Origin of the sequence: Ulvibacterium sp., from assembly GCF_965248315.1 — a bacterium.
In the GTDB taxonomy this organism is placed as follows: domain Bacteria; phylum Bacteroidota; class Bacteroidia; order Flavobacteriales; family Flavobacteriaceae; genus Ulvibacterium.
Genome location: NZ_CBDFIX010000002.1, coordinates 3,372,349 through 3,389,079 on the forward strand (window position 1 = coordinate 3,372,349; position 16,731 = coordinate 3,389,079).

Sequence of the window (16,731 nt, forward strand, 5' to 3'; positions counted from 1 at the left end):
ATATAAAACCTATGAAATCAATACTACAATCTATGATAGGGCTCTTTTTTCTATCTACGGCAATTGCCCAAAACAGTCTTTCAACATCCAATTTTGAGTACCTAAATGGAAGTTCATGGTCCGGTAATTTAATGTACATCAATTATTCGGATGGAAAAGAAGTAAACATCAGGACCACGCTAAAGATTTCCGTTCAAGATGATACAATCATACAAGAGGTGGAATTTCCGGACGAACCAAAGGCCAATTATATCAGTCGGGTAAAGATCAAAAAAAATGGACACTATTTTGGTGATGAAAAAGTGGTCGATCTAGATTTCGAGGGAGGTAGTATTACCAAACTTACCACCCGATATAAGGGAAGGGATAACAACAAAAAGGCCGATATCTACAAAACCTACCTATTCGGAAATCAAAGTATATCCATTACCAAAACCGTAGTCTATCAGAAAAGTCAAGAAAAAATGATACGCAATCGCTATACCTATAAAAAACTAAAAATCTAAGTTACCATGAAAACTTGTTTAAAACATCTATTCTTTGCTCTTTTCGTTTTAGCTTTCAGCTGCAGCTGTGTACAGGAAACACATTTAAAGACGGTGACCTTTAAAGTTAACATGAAATATGTGGAAAATGCCCAAGAAGTTGGTTTACGCGGTAATTTTACCTCCCCCCCATGGGAAATAGTCCTCCCTATGGAGGATAAGAACAATGACGGAATTTTTGAAACTACCGTATCCAAATCTACTGCTCAAAATGAAGTTGAGTTTAAGTTCGTTAATTTCAATGATCAGTATGAACTCAATTGTTCGGGAAATAGGGTAATTACCTTTAAATACAGACCAGAGGTTATTGAATATGAAGCTACATTTAACAAAAACGATGGACGGCAAAAACTATTGAAATAGCAAAGGGCCGTCCATCCCAGCGGATCCTTCCTTGATGGGTTGCTTTAATTTTTTAATTCATCTGCCGGTAATTGTACCTTGGTATTTATTGGATTCCCATCTGCATCAATTTCAATAATGGCGTCGAAGCCCAACTCGTCCAGTTTATTTATAATTTTGGCCCTATCCCCTACCATGAACCAATTAACAGCCTCCGGTCGGACTACTTTTTGGCTTACTTCGTGTACATCCTTTAAAGAAAGGCTTCTTACGCTCTGATCATATTTCTGGTAATAGTCATCGGACAAATTGTATTTGACCAATTTGGACATGGAACTGTTTACGGCACTATTGGTTTCCCATTGCCCAGGCAATTTCAAAACCTGATTGGTCTTTACCTTGTCCAACTCCTGTTGCGTGGCAGGCCTAGTGGAAATGAATTCAGAAATTTCCTTACGCAGCTCGGTAACGGATTCGGCAGACTTATCCGTTTGTACTGGGGCATAAACAAGGAAAGGTCGTTCTTCCTTATTGGACATAACAAATCCTCCGGCGCCATAGGCCCAATGCTTGTCTTCCCTTAGATTCATATTGATACGTGAGGTGAAATTTCCACCCAAAATACTGACCATTTGCTCCAGGGCAATTTCCGATACATCCCCATACTTGTGCGTAAGGTGGCCCGCCAATATAATAGATTGTTGCGATTCCGGTCTATTAACGAGGTACAAAGTATTTTTGGTGTTTGCTTTAGGTGCATTGAAGGTTATTGAAGGCACATCGGATTTTTTCCATTTTCCCAATGATTTCTCCAGTTTGGATTTTAATTCCTCCATATCTACATCTCCAGTAATCACCAATGTAGCATTATTTGGCCTTATCCACGTTTTATAGAATTTCAGCGCATCGTCCCTAGTAAGTTTTGCCACGGTATCCTCATAGCCCGTTCCGGTATAGGGGTTACTATAAGGGTGGTCTTCGCCATATAGATACTTGTTCATAACCCGTAATGCCATGGCAATAGGTTGGGATTTTTCCTTTTTAATGCTATTTATCTGTTCATTTTTTAATCGATCGAATTCCTTTTCCGGAAAGGCCGGGTTAAGAATTACATCGGCAAAGAGGTCTAAACTCCCATCTAGGCTCTGTTTAAGGGTGTTGAGATAAACATTGGAATTATCTTGACTGGAATAGGTATATAAACTGGCTCCTAATAATTGCAGTTTCTCATTGATTTCAAGAGAACTCAGCTCTTTAGTGCCCTCGTCCATTAAATTCATGGCCAATTCCGCGGTTCCTGGGCTAGATAGGTAATCCGTCTTATAACCGGCATCCATCATAAGGTTCATCACTACTGTAGGGACGCCTTCTCTTTTTGCCAATACGATGTTCAATCCATTGGAGAGTTTGGCTCGCTCCAGTTCAGGAAAGCTAGAACTCTTTTGAGTTCCTAGTTCCGGCAACTTGGAACGATCCACATTGGTTTCTTCTATCGTATAATCGGGAAAAGGTTTACAAACTAGGGTATGCTTCCCTTGGCGGAGCCATTTTTGGGCAGTGGACTTTAGGTCCTCTACCGTAGCCTTCTCTACATAATTTAATACTGTCTTGTAGTAGGCTGCATCTCCAAAATACGTTTGATTGGAAGCCAATCTATCGGATATACCTCCAAAACCTCCAATACGTTCCAATCCTTTAATGAAATTGGCAAAGTAGGCTGCCTTCACCCGTTTTAATTCCAATTCCGTAGGACCACTTTGAATGAGGTTTTCTATTTCGGATTGAAAGACCTCCTTTACTACATCTGGATCCTCACCGGGCTTAACATTTACCCAAGTAACAAAATTACTAGCTATTTCCTTGGAGGCCTGATACGATACTACCGAGCTTGCCGTTTGGTCTTCATAGACCAGTTTTTTGTACAGTCTGGAATTCTTGCCACCTGTTAAAATGGAGGATATCAAATCAAAATGAATATCCTCCCGGTGCCCGAACTGGGGTGTGTTCCAAGAGAACAGAATTCGCGTCTCGGGAACTCTGTCCTCATATACTTGATAGGTGTCCCCATTGTGAACGGGAATGTTTATTTCTGGACGAACAATTGTTGGGCCGGAAGGAATGGCTCCGAAATATTTCAGCACCTTTTTATGCACCTCATCCGGATCTATGTCCCCAGCTATGGCAATAACCGCATTGGCCGCACCATAATAGGCTTTAAACCATTCTTGCACATCCTCTAACGAAGCCGCGTCCAAATCCTCCATTTCACCTATTACGGTCCATGAGTATGGGTGCCCTTTAGGATACATAGCCTTAGTAAGTAATTCCCCTTGTCTTCCATAAGGTTGATTCTCCCCTTGCCTTTTTTCATTCTGCACCACCCCACGTTGCTCATCAAGTTTGGCTTGATCAATGGCACCTAAAAGGTAGCCCATACGATCGGATTCCAAAAAAAGTACTTGGTCTAGGGCGGAAACGGGAACATTCTGAAAATAATTGGTTCTATCGGAATTCGTGGTTCCATTTAAGTCGGTGCCCCCTATTCGCTCCAAAGCTTGAAAATAATCGTCATTAAAGTTTTCGCTACCATTGAACATCAAATGTTCGAATAAATGAGCAAATCCACTCTTTCCTGGTTTTTCGTTTTTGGATCCTACATGATACCAAACATTTACCGCTACTATAGGGGCCTTATGATCTTCATGTACCAAAAGGGTGAGCCCATTGGGCAAAGTAAACTTTTCATAGGGAATATCTATTTCGCTAACCTTAAATCCCACGGTCTGAGATGGAAGACTTTGCACTACTGCAAACAAAAGAATACATAATACGTGAAGTGATTTTTTCATGATTGATGATTTAATAGACTTTAGTTAATGCTAAGAGTAAATATACTATTTAGCGGTCAGGAGTACAATTTTTTATGATTCATCTTACATGTTTCAACAAGAAATAGTTTTGTCCGGAACATCGATATGATGCTTATCTTTGACACAAAAGTCTTCGTCGTTGGAAGAGATTCTCTCCGAATATTATGGTCTAGATCAGATAAGGCTATCGCCTCTGGAAGGATATGATAGTATCAATTTTAAAGTGGAGACCAAAGGTAAGACCCATGTCCTAAAGCAATATCCCTATTCAGATGCTACCCAAGAACTTCTCCATGCCGAAAATCGAATACTACAAAACGTTTCAAAAGTAAGTAGCTATGATTTTCCCAAGCCCGTTAATGCCAAAAATGGTAAAGAACTTATTGTAAGAGAGGGAATAATGTTCCGTTTGCTAAGCTATGTGGAAGGCGATTTTCTGGGTAACGTCCAACATACTCCCAAGCTTTTAAAATCCTTCGGGGAATTCCTCGGAAAAATGGATCGGCCCTTGCTCAGGTCCCATGAGGCTTCCCTTGCGGCCAAAGAAACGCCGTGGGACTTAAAACATTTTATGGCCAATGAAAAATATCTGAAATTCATTCCCGATAGTAAGGATAGAAGCTTAGTGGACTATTTTTTTCTACAGTTTCTTGAAAATGTTTCCCCATATCAATATGAGCTGAGGAAAAGTATCATTCATAATGATGCCAACGACTGGAACGTACTTACCAAGGATGGAAAAGTTTCGGGCATCATAGATTTTGGCGATATGTGTCATTCTTGGACGGTGAACGAAATCGCAGTCGCCATAACCTACATCATGATGGAAAAGGATAATCCCTTGGAAGCGGCTTCTCATGTCATAAAAGGGTACCAGAGCATTTTGCCATTGGAAGCAAAGGAACTGGATATACTGTATTATTTAGTAGCTGCCCGGTTGTGTACCAGTGTTTGCAATTCGGCATATACAAAAACGTTAAAGCCGGAATCAGAATATATTACTATAAGTGAAAAGCCGGCCTGGCGATTATTGCGAAAATGGTTGGGGATAAATCCTATTAAATGCAGTGACACTTTCCGTCTTGCCGCTGGCTATCCAAGGGTCAATAAACCAAAGCTAACGCAGCAATTGAAGAAAAGGAACTTAAATTTAAGCAAGGCATTGTCCCTTAGCTATACCAACCCGATCCAGATGCAGCGTTCTGCCTTTCAATACATGTACGATGGCCAAGGGAATACTATTTTGGATGCTTACAATAATATTATGTTGGCAGGACATTGTCATCCAAAAGTTGTCAGGGCCGGCAGGCAAGTAATGGCAAGATTGAATACCAATACGCGCTACATATATCCAGAAATCTTGGCGTACAGTGAAACGTTGTTATCCAAATTCCCACAAAGTCTGAATAAAGTCTTTTTTGTAAATTCAGGAAGCGCGGCCACCGATTTGGCCATCCGAATGGCCTTGGCCTATTCCAAAAAGAAAAAAATAGTGGTCCTGGAACATGGCTACCATGGGAATACGAGAATCGGAATAGATGTAAGCCATTACAAGTACGATCAAGGAAACGGGCTGGGAAAACAGGGTTATATAGTAGAAGCTCCGATGCCCAAGGTTTTTGGTTCGGGTCTAAAAGATGATGGCTCCGCAGGAAAACACTTTGCCCAAGAAACAATAGCTAAAGTTGATGGGTCCAAAGGTAAGATAGCGGCTTTTATTGCGGAGCCTGTAATGGGCTGTGGCGGACAGGTACCTTTGGCCAAAGGTTATTTGGAGGAAGTGTACCCAAAAATACGTGAACAGGGCGGTATTTGTATCAGTGATGAAGTACAAGTAGGTTTTGGCCGTTTGGGAGATTTCTTCTGGGGTTATGAAATGCACGGGGTGGTACCGGACATGGTAATCTTGGGCAAACCCATGGGCAATGGACATCCCATAGGCGCAGTGGTCACCACCACGGAAATCTCGGAAAGCTTTGCACAGGGTCCCGAATTTTTTAGCTCCTTTGGCGGTAATCCGGTTTCTTGTGCCATAGGCCAAGCGGTTTTGCAGGTAATCCAAGAGGAAAAACTTCAAGAACATGCCAAAAAGGTCGGGTATTATTTACAATCCCTTCTAATTGAACTGCAACGGGAATTTTTGGAAATTGCCAACATTAGAGGTATGGGACTTTTTATTGGTGTTGAACTATTGGATAAAAAAGGAAATCCCAATACCATGTTGGCCCATAGGATTAAGAATGAGCTTCGGGAAAACTATATCTTGATAGGAACCGACGGACCGCACGATAACGTCTTAAAAATAAAGCCTCCCCTATCATTTTCAGAAAAAGATGCGGACCTATTAGTGTACCAATTGCATAAAATATGCAATGAATTATTAAATTAGCATTACACTAAATCTTCCCATATGAAAAATACCCTTCTCAAGGATCTAGGACTGGCCTTACTGCGTATCGGTTCGTCCGCTTTACTGTTGACCCATGGTTTTTCTAAATTTCAAAAACTTATATCTGGCGATTTCGAATTTGGAGATCCTATAGGTATAGGTTCTGCCCCTACACTTTTCTTGGCTGTACTAGCTGAATTTGTTTGTCCCATTTTAATCATTTTGGGTTTTAAGACCAGATGGGCAGCCATATTCCCAGCGGTTACCATGGTAGTCGCCGCATTTATTGTTCATGCACAAGATGCTATAGGCGTTAAGGAAAAAGCATTGTTGTTCTTAATAGCCTTTGTATCCATAAGTCTATTGGGGCCTGGGAAATATAGTATTGACAAAAAATAGGATCAGATGATCTTTACCAACAGTTCCTTTAGAAGATCAGATTGTGAGATTCCATAAGCCCCTACCCCTTTTCCTTTAAGGTCCATCTCGCGTAAAGACGAAACGATACGGCTAACTTTTTTCATAGGATAGTTTTTTGCTGCAACTCGAAACTCATCCACAAAATATGGGTTTATCCTTAAAGCACTGGCCACATTTTTTGGAGAATGATCGTTTAAGCCATGATATTGCAATAATTGTGAGAAAAAAGAATGCAACAAGGTAACTGTTAGCACAAATGGATTGTCCTTAGGATTTTGGGAAAAGTAATGTACAATTTTGGTCGCCTTAAGGATATCCCTCTCCCCAATAGCCTTTTTCAGTTCAAAATTGTTGTAATCCTTGCTTATCCCAATGTGTTTTTCAATGTTTTCCGGTGTAATTTCTTCTCCTTTGGGCAAAACTAGTTGTAGCTTTTCCAATTCTTTGCTTATCCTACTCAGATCGGTTCCTAAAAACTCTACCAGCAAACTGGCCGCTTTATGGGAAATATGGTACCCTTTGCCCAAAAGAACTTTCCGTATCCAATCCGCCACTTGGTTATCATATAATTTCTTGCTCTCGAACAATACACCCGTTTTTCGAACGGACTTGTATAACTTTTTTCGTTTGTCCAATTTTTTATACTTGTAGCAAACGACCAGGATGGTAGAGGGTTGAGGGTTTTCAACATAAGCCGTAAGGTGCTCTATGGTCCTGGAAAGATGTTGTGCCTCCTTGACAATGACTACCTGTCTTTCGGACATCATGGGATATCGCTTTGCATTTGCTATGATATCATCTACCGTGGCATCCTTGCCATATAATACAACTTGATTGAATCCACGTTCCTCCTCCGTAAGGACTTGCTTTTCTATATATTCCGCAATCCGATCTATATAATACGGTTCTTCACCTGATAAGAAATATATAGGTTTTACTGCTCCCTTACGTATGTCGGCAACAATTTGCCTTACTTCATCCATTCAAAAAAAAACATCAAATTTGCATCATGCAGAAACTATCCTTTCCCACTTATGATTTCCGCTTTAAAAGTAGGGAAAATAAGATTTGTATTTTTGATGTCATACGGAAAAAGTTTGTCGTCTTACAACCGGAAGAATGGGTAAGACAACATGTCATCCATTATCTCATCTATGAAAAAAGATATCCCAAAAGCCTCATCAATGTTGAAAAACAACTCGCTATCAATTCAATTAAGAAGAGATACGATGTGGTAGTTTTTAAAAATGATGGAAGCATACATACCTTGGTGGAATGTAAGGCTCCTGAAATAAGGATTACGCAACGTACCTTTGATCAGATTGCAAGGTACAATATGAAATTAAATGCCGATTATTTGATGGTAACAAATGGGATGGAACATTTTTATTGCAAAATGGACTATGAAGCCGAAAAATATCATTTTCTAGAACATATTCCTGATTTTAGCCGTTAATTTGCCGTCGATTTGAAGCTAGCTATCGTCATACTCAATTGGAACGGAGAGGCTCTTTTGGAAAGATATTTACCCATAGTGGTAAAATATTCCGACGGAGCCGATATTTATTTGGCGGACAATGCTTCCACGGATGATTCCGTTGCCTTTGCCCGTGCCAATTTCCCTACCGTAAGAATTATTCAAAATACCTTTAACGGGGGGTTTTCCAAAGGGTACAATGATGCCCTTAAACAAGTTGAAGCAGATATTTACTGCCTCCTAAATTCCGATGTTGAGGTTTCCAAAAACTGGCTGCCCCCCATAATTCAAGGTTTTAAAAATCTTCCCAAAGCCGCGATTATCCAGCCAAAAATACTGGATTTACTACGAAGGGATTATTTTGAATATGCCGGGGCCGCGGGAGGCTTTATTGATCAGTTGGGCTATCCTTTTTGTAGGGGAAGAATTTTTCAGGCATTGGAGAAGGATGAAGGACAATATGATGATACCCTAGAAATTTTTTGGGCCACCGGTGCTTGCATGTTCATTAAAAGTGAGATCTATTGGGAATTAGGAGGACTAGATGAGGACTATTTTGCACATCAGGAAGAAGTAGACTTATGTTGGAGGGCAAAAAACAAAGGATACAAGGTATATTATATAGGAAAATCCAAAGTCTATCATTTGGGTGGTTCTACCTTAAGTAATATGAACCCAAAAAAAACCTATCTCAATTTTAGAAATTCGCTGTTTTCGATAACCAAGAACCTTCCCAGAAGAAAAGCATTTTTAATTATCGCTATACGATTGTTATTGGATGGCGTTGCAGCAATTCGGTTTATTTTTCAGTTCAGATTTCAACATTGTTTAGCTATCTTGCGGGCTCATCTAAGCTTTTACAAGCATTTTAGTAAAATTTACAGGAAAAGGGAAAAAGCTAATTTTATACTAAAGTATTACATTGCAAAGTCCATAGTGTGGTCCTATTTCGTACATCAAATAAAGAAATTTAACATTTTAGTAAAAGATTAACGAATTTGAAATTTTGAGGTTTCCCATTTTATCTAATTTTGCTGCCGAACCAATACGTACTAAAACAAATAACAAACATTAATAAATAGAATCCGTAATTATGAAAAGATTAATTTTAGGTTGTTTAGGAGTAGCTTTATTGCTATCGTCCTGTGTATCACAGAAAAAATTTGCAGACCTTGAAGCCAAACATAAGGAAGCTCAAGATCTTTTGAATTCGGCAACGGTGAAGTTAAACGATTGTTTGGAAGAGAAAGCCACGGCGACTTCTAAAATGAAAACTTTGGAAGACCAAAATGCTTTTCTCAAGGCCAACAATCAGGAGTTGATCAACAATATGGGTAATTTGACCACATTGACTACCAAAGGTGCAGAGAACTTGGAAAAATCCCTAGAAAGTCTAAAGGAAAAAGACCTTACCATTCGTAAGTTACAGGATGCCATCACGAGAAGGGATTCCGTTAACTTGTCATTGGTACAAAGCCTTAAAGGTGTACTTGGAAATTTGGATGATGAGGATATAGAGATAAGCGTGGAAAAAGGTGTTGTGTTTGTTTCCATTTCGGACAAATTGCTTTTCAGCAGCGGAAGTTATAACGTTACCAGAAGAGCGAAGGAAGTTTTGGGCAAAGTTGCTATGGTAGTGAACAACAAACCTGATTTTGAATTTATGGTAGAAGGCCATACGGATGATGTTCCTTACAGAAGTGGTGTATTATTGGACAACTGGGATTTAAGTGTTAAACGTGCAACAGCCGTTGTACGTATCCTTCAAAACGATTATAACGTTGACCCCAAGCGTATGACCGCTGCCGGTAGAGCAGAATTCATTCCGGTATCACAAACTGAGAAATCCAAAAACAGAAGAACGCGTATCGTAGTTCTTCCAAAAATCGATCAGTTCTATAGTATGATTGAAGAGGGTATGAAAGACCCTGCAATCAATAACTAAACAATATATTTAGAATAAAAACCGCAGCATTCATGCTGCGGTTTTTTTGTGTCCAATACCTAGCTATAATTCCGCAATTGTACTCCCGTTCCTATTTTGTACTACCTTTGTCAACAAAGGTCCAAACCAACCATCATATTAGAATACTATATTTTTTTTAAAAACGTTAGCTTACGTATGAGGTTATTTTTTGGACTTATTGGGGCGTTATTTGTTGTGAGTTCCTGCAATCTCCTAAGGCCGGTAGGAGAAAACGACAAAAAGATTTCTTCCGGGCCTAAATCCTCTTCGGCCTCCAAAACCTTGGACAAGGTAATCTTAAAGGAAGGCATTTCCCAAGAGGGGCTTTTCTCTGTTCATAAGTTAGGGGACAAGTATTATTTCGGAATTCCCGATAGCATCCTGGAAAGGGAAATACTAGTGGTTACCCGTTTTATTAAAACACCAGCGGGCTCCAAAAACTATGGAGGGGAAGAGATAGGTGAAAAAACGATCATTTGGGAAAAAGGGCCTTCCAATAACATTTTTCTTCGTATAGCTACCTTAGTGAGTGTTGCCAATGAGAATGACGAAATATCTAGAGCAGTTAACAATTCCAATATCACACCAATCTTGGAAACTTTTGAAATAAAGGCACGATATGAAAAAAAGAAATCTTCCCTAATCGACGTTACCGATTTCATTAACAGCGAAAATAACTTACTCGCGCTTAACAGTGCCCAAAAGGAATCGTATAAGCTCTCCTCATTGGAAAAGGATAAATCCTATATTTTGGGTATCAAGTCCTTTCCCATAAATACCGAAGTACAGACCGTAAAAACTTATAAGGCTAAAACTATCAAGGGCAAAACGAAAAAAGTGTTGCCAGCCGCCGTATTGTCCGGAGTGGTTACCTTGGAGATAAACAACTCGTTCATTTTACTGCCCAAAACACCCATGAAAAAACGGTTTTATGACCCTAGAGTGGGTTACTTTGCCAGTTCATATCTCGAATATGGTGATGAGCAACAACGGGTAGACCGTAACACCTATATTCATAGATGGCGACTGGAGCCCAGGCCAGAGGATCAAAAAAAGTGGGAAAATGGGGAATTGGTAGAACCCAAAAAACCCATCATCTTTTATTTGGATCCAGCCACTCCCAAAAAATGGAGACCCTATCTTATTCAAGGAATTAATGACTGGCAGCAAGCTTTTGAACAGGCCGGTTTCAAAAACGCTATAGTTGGAAAAGAGTGGCCCAAGGACAATGACGAGATGAGTTTGGAAGATTCTAGGTTTTCCGTACTACGATACTTTGCTTCACCCTTTAAAAATGCTTATGGTCCCAATATTACGGATCCAAGGAGTGGCGAAATCTTGGAGAGCCATATTGGATGGTACCATAATCTAATGAATCTGCTTCACAATTGGTATATGGTACAGGCAGGGGCCGTTGACCCTAGGGCCCAAAAAATGGAATTTGACACGGACCTTATGGGCGAACTTATCCGTTTTGTGGCTTCTCATGAAGTTGGCCATACATTAGGACTTCGGCATAATATGGGAGCTAGTCATGCCACTCCAGTCGAAAAACTGAGAGATGCGGAGTGGCTCGGAAAAAACGGTCATACAAGCTCCATTATGGATTACGCCCGTTTTAATTATGTGGCACAACCGCAGGATAGTATTCCTCCAAAGGACCTAATGCCACGTATTGGGGATTATGATAAATGGGCCATTCAATGGGGATATGCTCACATTTCCGAAAAGTTGGACGAGGATAGTGAAAGGGAAATACTGAATCAGTGGGTTGTAGACAGCGTTGGTTCCAATCCAAGATTGTGGTTTGGAGGAGAGGGCCGTGATTTTGACCCTAGATCCCAGACCGAGGACCTTGGGGACGATGCCATGGTAGCCAGTAACTATGGAATTATGAACCTACAGCGCATCGTTCCTTTTTTAACGGAATGGACCAAGGAAAAAAACAGTGACGACTATTCCGGATTGGATGAGGTTTACCAAGGCGTAATAAAGCAATACGAAAACTATCTTTTCCACGTGGCCAAAAATATTGGTGGCATTTATGTTACCCCAAAGACCATGGGTGAACAAGGTGAGGTGTATTGTCCTGTCACAAAACAATCCCAAAAAGAGGCCTTGGCATTTTTGAACAATCATATATTTAAGGAGCCCAAATGGCTGATCAACAATGAAATTCTGAACAAGACCTTTTCCCCTCAATCCAAGGAATCCATTACAAAGACAATGGAGAGTATTGTAATAAACCTATTGGGGGGTAGTAGAATGAGTAGAATGACATTTATTGCCGAAAGATATGAAGACGAGGATGTTTACACCCCAGAAGCGTATTTGGACGATTTACACCAATTGATTTGGGGAGATATGAACGTTTTTTATTCCACAACCCCCTATCGAAGAAAATTACAAAAGGCCTACGTTGCCAATATGATAGCTTTATACAAACCTAGTGAGGCGGAAGGCGTTGTTGAAGGTATTCTTGCCAAACTTTCCGAAGGTTATACCTCAAATACCGATGTACGCTCATTGGCTCTTGACAATCTTGCTATGCTGCAGCAAAAGATAAAGGGAACGATTCCCGTTATCACACATAGGATGACCAAAGCCCACTTGAATTATCTAAAAAAAGAGATAGAAGAGGTTATTGGAGAAACCAAAGACCCGGGAAACCTCTATATTCCCGCCAACCCGGATTTATCTATTGAACAGGACAAAGGTGAAGAATAAATGCTTTAAAAAATGTCCGGGTCTCCTTTACCCTCCCGTAACAAGATGGGTTCTCCTCGCGATAAGTCTATTACCGTTGAGGCCACATTACCACCATATCCTCCATCGATAACCAAATCCACTTGATTTTGCCATTTCTCGAATATCAATTCGGGATCAGTGGTATATTCCAGTACCTCGTCCTCATCATAAATTGAAGTAGAAACTATCGGATTTCCCAATCCCTCAACCAAGGCCCTGGCAATGGAGTTGTCCGGCACCCGTATCCCTACCGTTTTTTTCTTTTTAAAATCCTTGGGCAGATTATTATTGCCGGGCAGTACAAAGGTATAAGGACCGGGCAGGGCTCGCTTCAGGATTTTAAAAGTGGCCGTATCAATCTGCCGTACATAGTCTGACAGGTTGCTCAAATTCGCACACACAAAGGACCAGTTGGCCTTGGCTAGTTTTACCCCTTTTATCCAAGCTATTTTTTCCAAAGCCCGGGAATTAGTGATATCACAGCCTAGGCCATACACGGTGTCCGTTGGATAAATGACCAACCCTCCCTTTTTGAGGATGTTAACAGCCCTTTCCATCTCCCTAGGGTTGGGATTAGCTTCGTATATCTTAGTAAACTCAGCCATGGAACCTACTATTTAACTTGGTAAACGCGTATATAATCTACCTCCATCACTGCCGGGAAAATGGTATCGTCCACTCCTTCCAGCCCACCCCAGTTGCCACCAACGGCAATATTCAACAGAAAATAAAATGGTTTATTAAACGGCCAGTTCTCAGCGGTTGTGGGAGATGGTCTTATAAAATTCAATTGTACGTTTTCCGGATTATCGATATAGAACTTCAAATATCTGTCGGTCCATAGCAACCCATAAATATGGAATTCTTCCTCTATGGTCTTCAAATCTATAGGGCCCGAAGTAATTTGAGTCCCGTTCACATGGTTGTTTGCTTGGCTATGGATCGAAAAATGTACTTTATCAGGGTCAAAACTCACATATTCCATAATGTCAATCTCACCACAAGCCGGCCAGCCAACATTTTCAATGTTCGACCCGAGCATCCATAAAGCAGGCCATAATCCATTTCCCTTATGGTCCGGCAGTTTCGCCCTTATCTCTATTTTCCCATATCTAAAAGTTTCCTTACTATTGAGCCTAGTAGAGGTATAATTGGATGATTCAATCCCTTCTTTTTTCGCAATAATCTTTAGAGTACCACCGCTCACTTCAACATTTTCGTTCTCAACATAGTTCTGAAGCTCATTATTGCCCCATCCATGGGATCCTGTTTCAAAAGCCCAATCCTCCATGGATAATTCATCACCCTCAAATTCATCACTCCAAACTAGTTGGGCATCATCCCAGTAATCCGGAGCAAAAACATCCTTCAACTCGGGAGATGTTTCACTATCTACATCCGGGAGTTCCTCACCTGAGGTACTATCTTTCCCACACCCCAACAGGAACAAGCTCATAAAGACCGATACTAAGTATCCTTTTGGCATATTTTCTTTTATTTTTAGGAGTAATCCAATATCAAGATAGTACTTCCAGCTTGGCAAAACGAAGCAAAAGTTTCTTAATATCGCCTTTCTCAAATTGGATTTCGGCTTTCTTATCATTACCCGCACCTTCTATTTTCAACACTTTCCCCTTGCCAAATCGCGTATGGTTTACCAAGGAACCTTCGGTCAAATTTAAATCTACCACGTTGGTGTTACCCACAGGTGTGGCTAGTTGTGGTTTTAGCTTTCGCAATTTACGAAGTTGATTCTCATTGGGTCTATGTATGCTTGGCGGTTCCCCTTTTACAGGCTTGGACTGCCGTAACCGACTTTTATCCACTTCCCCAAAAATGGCGTTGTCCACCAAAGGTTTAAAACGATAGGTGTTCTCGATCGGGGTAAGGTTTTCAATATATTTTTCATCGATTTCCTCTAAAAACCGACTGGGCTCGGCATCGATGAGTTTCCCCCAACGATACCTATTTTGTGTATAGGTCAAATACGCTTGTTTTTCTGCACGGGTTAGTGCCACATAAAACAGTCGCCGCTCTTCTTCCAACTCGCTTCGTGTATTCATACTCATGGCAGAAGGAAAGAGGTCCTCTTCCATCCCAACAATATAGACATATGGAAATTCCAGTCCTTTGGCTAAGTGAATGGTCATAAGGGCTACCCGGTCATCATCACCCGTATCCTTATCCAGATCCGTAGCCAAGGCAACATCCTCCAAAAACTCGGTAAGGTCTCCCTTGGCATCGGCCAATTCCTTTTGCCCTTCTACAAAATCCTTGATACCGTTCAATAGTTCCTCTATATTCTCCATTCGGGCAATTCCCTCTGGAGTACCATCTTTTTTAAACTCGAGCAGTATTCCCGTTTTCTTGGCAACATGTTCCGCCAGGGTAAAGGCATCAGCATTTTCGTTCATGATCTGGAAGCTCTTGATCATGGTCACAAAATCCTCTAGTTTTCTTTTTGTACCGGCATTGATTTTTAAATTGATTTTACCAAGATTCTCGATTACCTCAAAAATAGAGCGACCGTAATGGTTGGCGGCAACCGTTAATCTGTCCAAAGTGGTCTGCCCGATACCCCGTGCCGGAAAATTGATAATTCGTTTCAGGGCCTCCTCATCCTTGGGATTGATGACCAAACGGAGATAGGACAGCACATCCTTAATTTCCTTTCGCTGGTAAAAGGAAAGTCCTCCATAGATTCTATACGGGATATCCTTTTTGCGCAAAGCATCTTCAATGGCACGGGATTGACTGTTGGTACGGTACAACACGGCAAAATTACCATTGGGCAATTGTTCATGCATTTTGTTTTCGAAAATGGAACTTGCTACATACCTGCCTTCCTCGGCATCAGTAATGCTGCGATGTACTTTTATGGTGGAGCCTTCATCATTGGCCGTCCATACCACCTTTTCAAGCTGATTTTTATTCTTGGCGATAATAGAATTTGCGGCATTTACAATATTCTTTGTACTCCGATAATTTTGCTCCAAACGGTATACGGCCACCTCATCATAATCACGCTGAAAATTTAGGATATTACTAATATTGGCCCCGCGGAAAGAATAAATACTCTGGGCGTCATCGCCAACTACACAGATGTTTTGATACCGATCGGATAGGGCCTTTACGATGAGATATTGCGAATGGTTGGTATCCTGATACTCATCCACTAAAATATACCGAAACCGATCTTGATACTTTAATAATACCTCGGGAAATCTGTTCAACAGTTCGTTGGTACGAAGCAATAGGTCATCAAAATCCATGGCTCCAGCCTTAAAGCAACGATCTACGTAATTCTGATAGATCTCCCCTACTCTGGGCCTTTTGGCCATGGCATCGGCCTCTTGTAGTTCGGGGTTTTGAAAATAGGCCTTTACAGTGATCAAACTATTCTTATAGGAGGATATCCTATTCTGTATCTGCTTGTATTTATAGATATCCTTATCCAATCCCATTTCCTTGATAATCGATGCAATCAGTCGTTGGGAATCCTGTGTATCATAAATGGTGAAGTTGCTGGGATAACCTAATTTATCGCCATCAAAGCGCAATAATTTTGCAAAGACGGAATGAAAGGTGCCCATCCACAGATTCTTGGCCTCGGAATTACCAACAATATGGGCTATTCGTTTTTTCATCTCACGGGCGGCCTTGTTCGTAAAGGTTAGGGCCAAAATATTAAACGCATCCACGCCTTGCTCCATCAAATGTGCTATCCGGTACGTTAAAACCCGTGTCTTTCCCGATCCCGCACCGGCGATGACCATGAGTGGGCCATCTTTATGAAGGACGGGGGCTTTTTGCGCCTCGTTAAGTTCCTCTAAAAACGTCTTCAAGCTAAAGTAATTTAAGAAGGTGAATTTAGCCATAAATACCCTCATCCTAAAATGATCTTTTCTGGATTTATAAACAGCATGGCTTAATTCTACTTCTTTTTGGATATATTTAAACTTTCAAGATTCGCA

General features: G+C 40.8%; 13 protein-coding genes. 8 read left to right on the forward strand and 5 right to left on the reverse strand.

Features of this window, described 5'->3' with window-relative positions; translation table 11 throughout:
• The first annotated feature begins 11 nt into the window (after window positions 1-11).
• Both ACP2AF_RS16050 and ACP2AF_RS16055 read left to right on the forward strand, forming a co-directional pair.
• Window positions 12-506 carry a hypothetical protein gene (locus ACP2AF_RS16050; RefSeq protein ID WP_425237166.1) on the forward strand — a complete coding sequence of 165 codons (495 nt, stop codon included), beginning with the start codon at window positions 12-14 and terminating at the stop codon, window positions 504-506.
• A 6-nt stretch (window positions 507-512) separates the two neighbouring features.
• Window positions 513-908 (forward strand): hypothetical protein, encoded by a 396-nt coding sequence (locus ACP2AF_RS16055; RefSeq protein WP_425237167.1) that lies wholly within the window; start codon window positions 513-515, stop codon window positions 906-908.
• Window positions 909-952: 44 nt separating this feature from the next.
• Here ACP2AF_RS16055 and ACP2AF_RS16060 read toward each other — a convergent pair whose 3' ends face one another.
• Window positions 953-3,736 (reverse strand): M16 family metallopeptidase, encoded by a 2,784-nt coding sequence (locus ACP2AF_RS16060; protein ID WP_425237168.1) that lies wholly within the window; start codon window positions 3,734-3,736, stop codon window positions 953-955.
• Window positions 3,737-3,896: 160 nt separating this feature from the next.
• Between ACP2AF_RS16060 and ACP2AF_RS16065 the strand changes: the two genes are divergently transcribed.
• Both ACP2AF_RS16065 and ACP2AF_RS16070 read left to right on the forward strand, forming a co-directional pair.
• Window positions 3,897-6,146: an aminotransferase class III-fold pyridoxal phosphate-dependent enzyme gene (locus ACP2AF_RS16065; RefSeq protein WP_425237169.1), complete on the forward strand. Its 2,250-nt coding sequence runs from the start codon at window positions 3,897-3,899 to the stop codon at window positions 6,144-6,146.
• A 21-nt stretch (window positions 6,147-6,167) separates the two neighbouring features.
• Window positions 6,168-6,545, forward strand: coding sequence for a DoxX family protein (locus ACP2AF_RS16070; RefSeq protein WP_425237170.1), 378 nt, complete (start codon window positions 6,168-6,170; stop codon window positions 6,543-6,545).
• A gap of 2 nt (window positions 6,546-6,547) precedes the next feature.
• Here the strand turns inward: ACP2AF_RS16070 and holA are convergent, their stop codons facing one another.
• Window positions 6,548-7,549, reverse strand: a complete 1,002-nt coding sequence (holA, locus tag ACP2AF_RS16075) for a DNA polymerase III subunit delta (RefSeq protein ID WP_425237171.1) — start codon at window positions 7,547-7,549, stop codon at window positions 6,548-6,550.
• A gap of 26 nt (window positions 7,550-7,575) precedes the next feature.
• On the opposite strand from holA, the gene ACP2AF_RS16080 reads away from it, so the two are divergent.
• The 4 genes from ACP2AF_RS16080 to ACP2AF_RS16095 all read left to right on the forward strand — a co-directional run bounded on the left by ACP2AF_RS16080 (window position 7,576) and on the right by ACP2AF_RS16095 (window position 12,736).
• Window positions 7,576-8,022, forward strand: a complete 447-nt coding sequence (locus ACP2AF_RS16080; protein WP_425237172.1) for a type I restriction enzyme HsdR N-terminal domain-containing protein — start codon at window positions 7,576-7,578, stop codon at window positions 8,020-8,022.
• A 12-nt stretch (window positions 8,023-8,034) separates the two neighbouring features.
• Window positions 8,035-9,036 (forward strand): glycosyltransferase family 2 protein, encoded by a 1,002-nt coding sequence (locus tag ACP2AF_RS16085; RefSeq protein ID WP_425237173.1) that lies wholly within the window; start codon window positions 8,035-8,037, stop codon window positions 9,034-9,036.
• Between the two features lie 100 nt (window positions 9,037-9,136).
• Window positions 9,137-9,988 carry an OmpA family protein gene (locus ACP2AF_RS16090; protein ID WP_425237174.1) on the forward strand — a complete coding sequence of 284 codons (852 nt, stop codon included), beginning with the start codon at window positions 9,137-9,139 and terminating at the stop codon, window positions 9,986-9,988.
• 177 nt (window positions 9,989-10,165) lie between these two features.
• Window positions 10,166-12,736, forward strand: a complete 2,571-nt coding sequence (locus ACP2AF_RS16095; protein WP_425237175.1) for a zinc-dependent metalloprotease — start codon at window positions 10,166-10,168, stop codon at window positions 12,734-12,736.
• Window positions 12,737-12,741: 5 nt separating this feature from the next.
• On the opposite strand, the gene ACP2AF_RS16100 is transcribed toward ACP2AF_RS16095, so the two are convergent.
• From ACP2AF_RS16100 to ACP2AF_RS16110, 3 genes are read right to left on the reverse strand one after another with little or no spacing between them, the layout of a single operon-like run.
• The gene (locus tag ACP2AF_RS16100; RefSeq protein WP_425237176.1) at window positions 12,742-13,362 is read right to left on the reverse strand and encodes an L-threonylcarbamoyladenylate synthase; all 621 of its coding nucleotides are present in this window, start codon (window positions 13,360-13,362) and stop codon (window positions 12,742-12,744) included.
• 8 nt (window positions 13,363-13,370) lie between these two features.
• Window positions 13,371-14,243 (reverse strand): glycoside hydrolase family 16 protein, encoded by an 873-nt coding sequence (locus ACP2AF_RS16105; protein WP_425237177.1) that lies wholly within the window; start codon window positions 14,241-14,243, stop codon window positions 13,371-13,373.
• A gap of 31 nt (window positions 14,244-14,274) precedes the next feature.
• Window positions 14,275-16,635, reverse strand: a complete 2,361-nt coding sequence (locus ACP2AF_RS16110; protein WP_425237178.1) for an ATP-dependent helicase — start codon at window positions 16,633-16,635, stop codon at window positions 14,275-14,277.
• Between the last annotated feature and the right edge of the window lie 96 nt (window positions 16,636-16,731).

Bases quoted from the DNA above. Each gene is read 5' to 3' on its own strand.
- ACP2AF_RS16050 (WP_425237166.1), top strand. From the start codon at position 12: ATGAAATCAATACTACAATCTATGATAGGGCTCTTTTTTCTATCTACG.
- ACP2AF_RS16055 (WP_425237167.1), top strand. From the start codon at position 513: ATGAAAACTTGTTTAAAACATCTATTCTTTGCTCTTTTCGTTTTAGCT.
- ACP2AF_RS16060 (WP_425237168.1), bottom strand. From the start codon at position 3,736: ATGAAAAAATCACTTCACGTATTATGTATTCTTTTGTTTGCAGTAGTG.
- ACP2AF_RS16070 (WP_425237170.1), top strand. From the start codon at position 6,168: ATGAAAAATACCCTTCTCAAGGATCTAGGACTGGCCTTACTGCGTATC.
- holA (WP_425237171.1), bottom strand. From the start codon at position 7,549: ATGGATGAAGTAAGGCAAATTGTTGCCGACATACGTAAGGGAGCAGTA.
- ACP2AF_RS16080 (WP_425237172.1), top strand. From the start codon at position 7,576: ATGCAGAAACTATCCTTTCCCACTTATGATTTCCGCTTTAAAAGTAGG.
- ACP2AF_RS16090 (WP_425237174.1), top strand. From the start codon at position 9,137: ATGAAAAGATTAATTTTAGGTTGTTTAGGAGTAGCTTTATTGCTATCG.
- ACP2AF_RS16095 (WP_425237175.1), top strand. From the start codon at position 10,166: ATGAGGTTATTTTTTGGACTTATTGGGGCGTTATTTGTTGTGAGTTCC.
- ACP2AF_RS16100 (WP_425237176.1), bottom strand. From the start codon at position 13,362: ATGGCTGAGTTTACTAAGATATACGAAGCTAATCCCAACCCTAGGGAG.
- ACP2AF_RS16105 (WP_425237177.1), bottom strand. From the start codon at position 14,243: ATGCCAAAAGGATACTTAGTATCGGTCTTTATGAGCTTGTTCCTGTTG.
- ACP2AF_RS16110 (WP_425237178.1), bottom strand. From the start codon at position 16,635: ATGGCTAAATTCACCTTCTTAAATTACTTTAGCTTGAAGACGTTTTTA.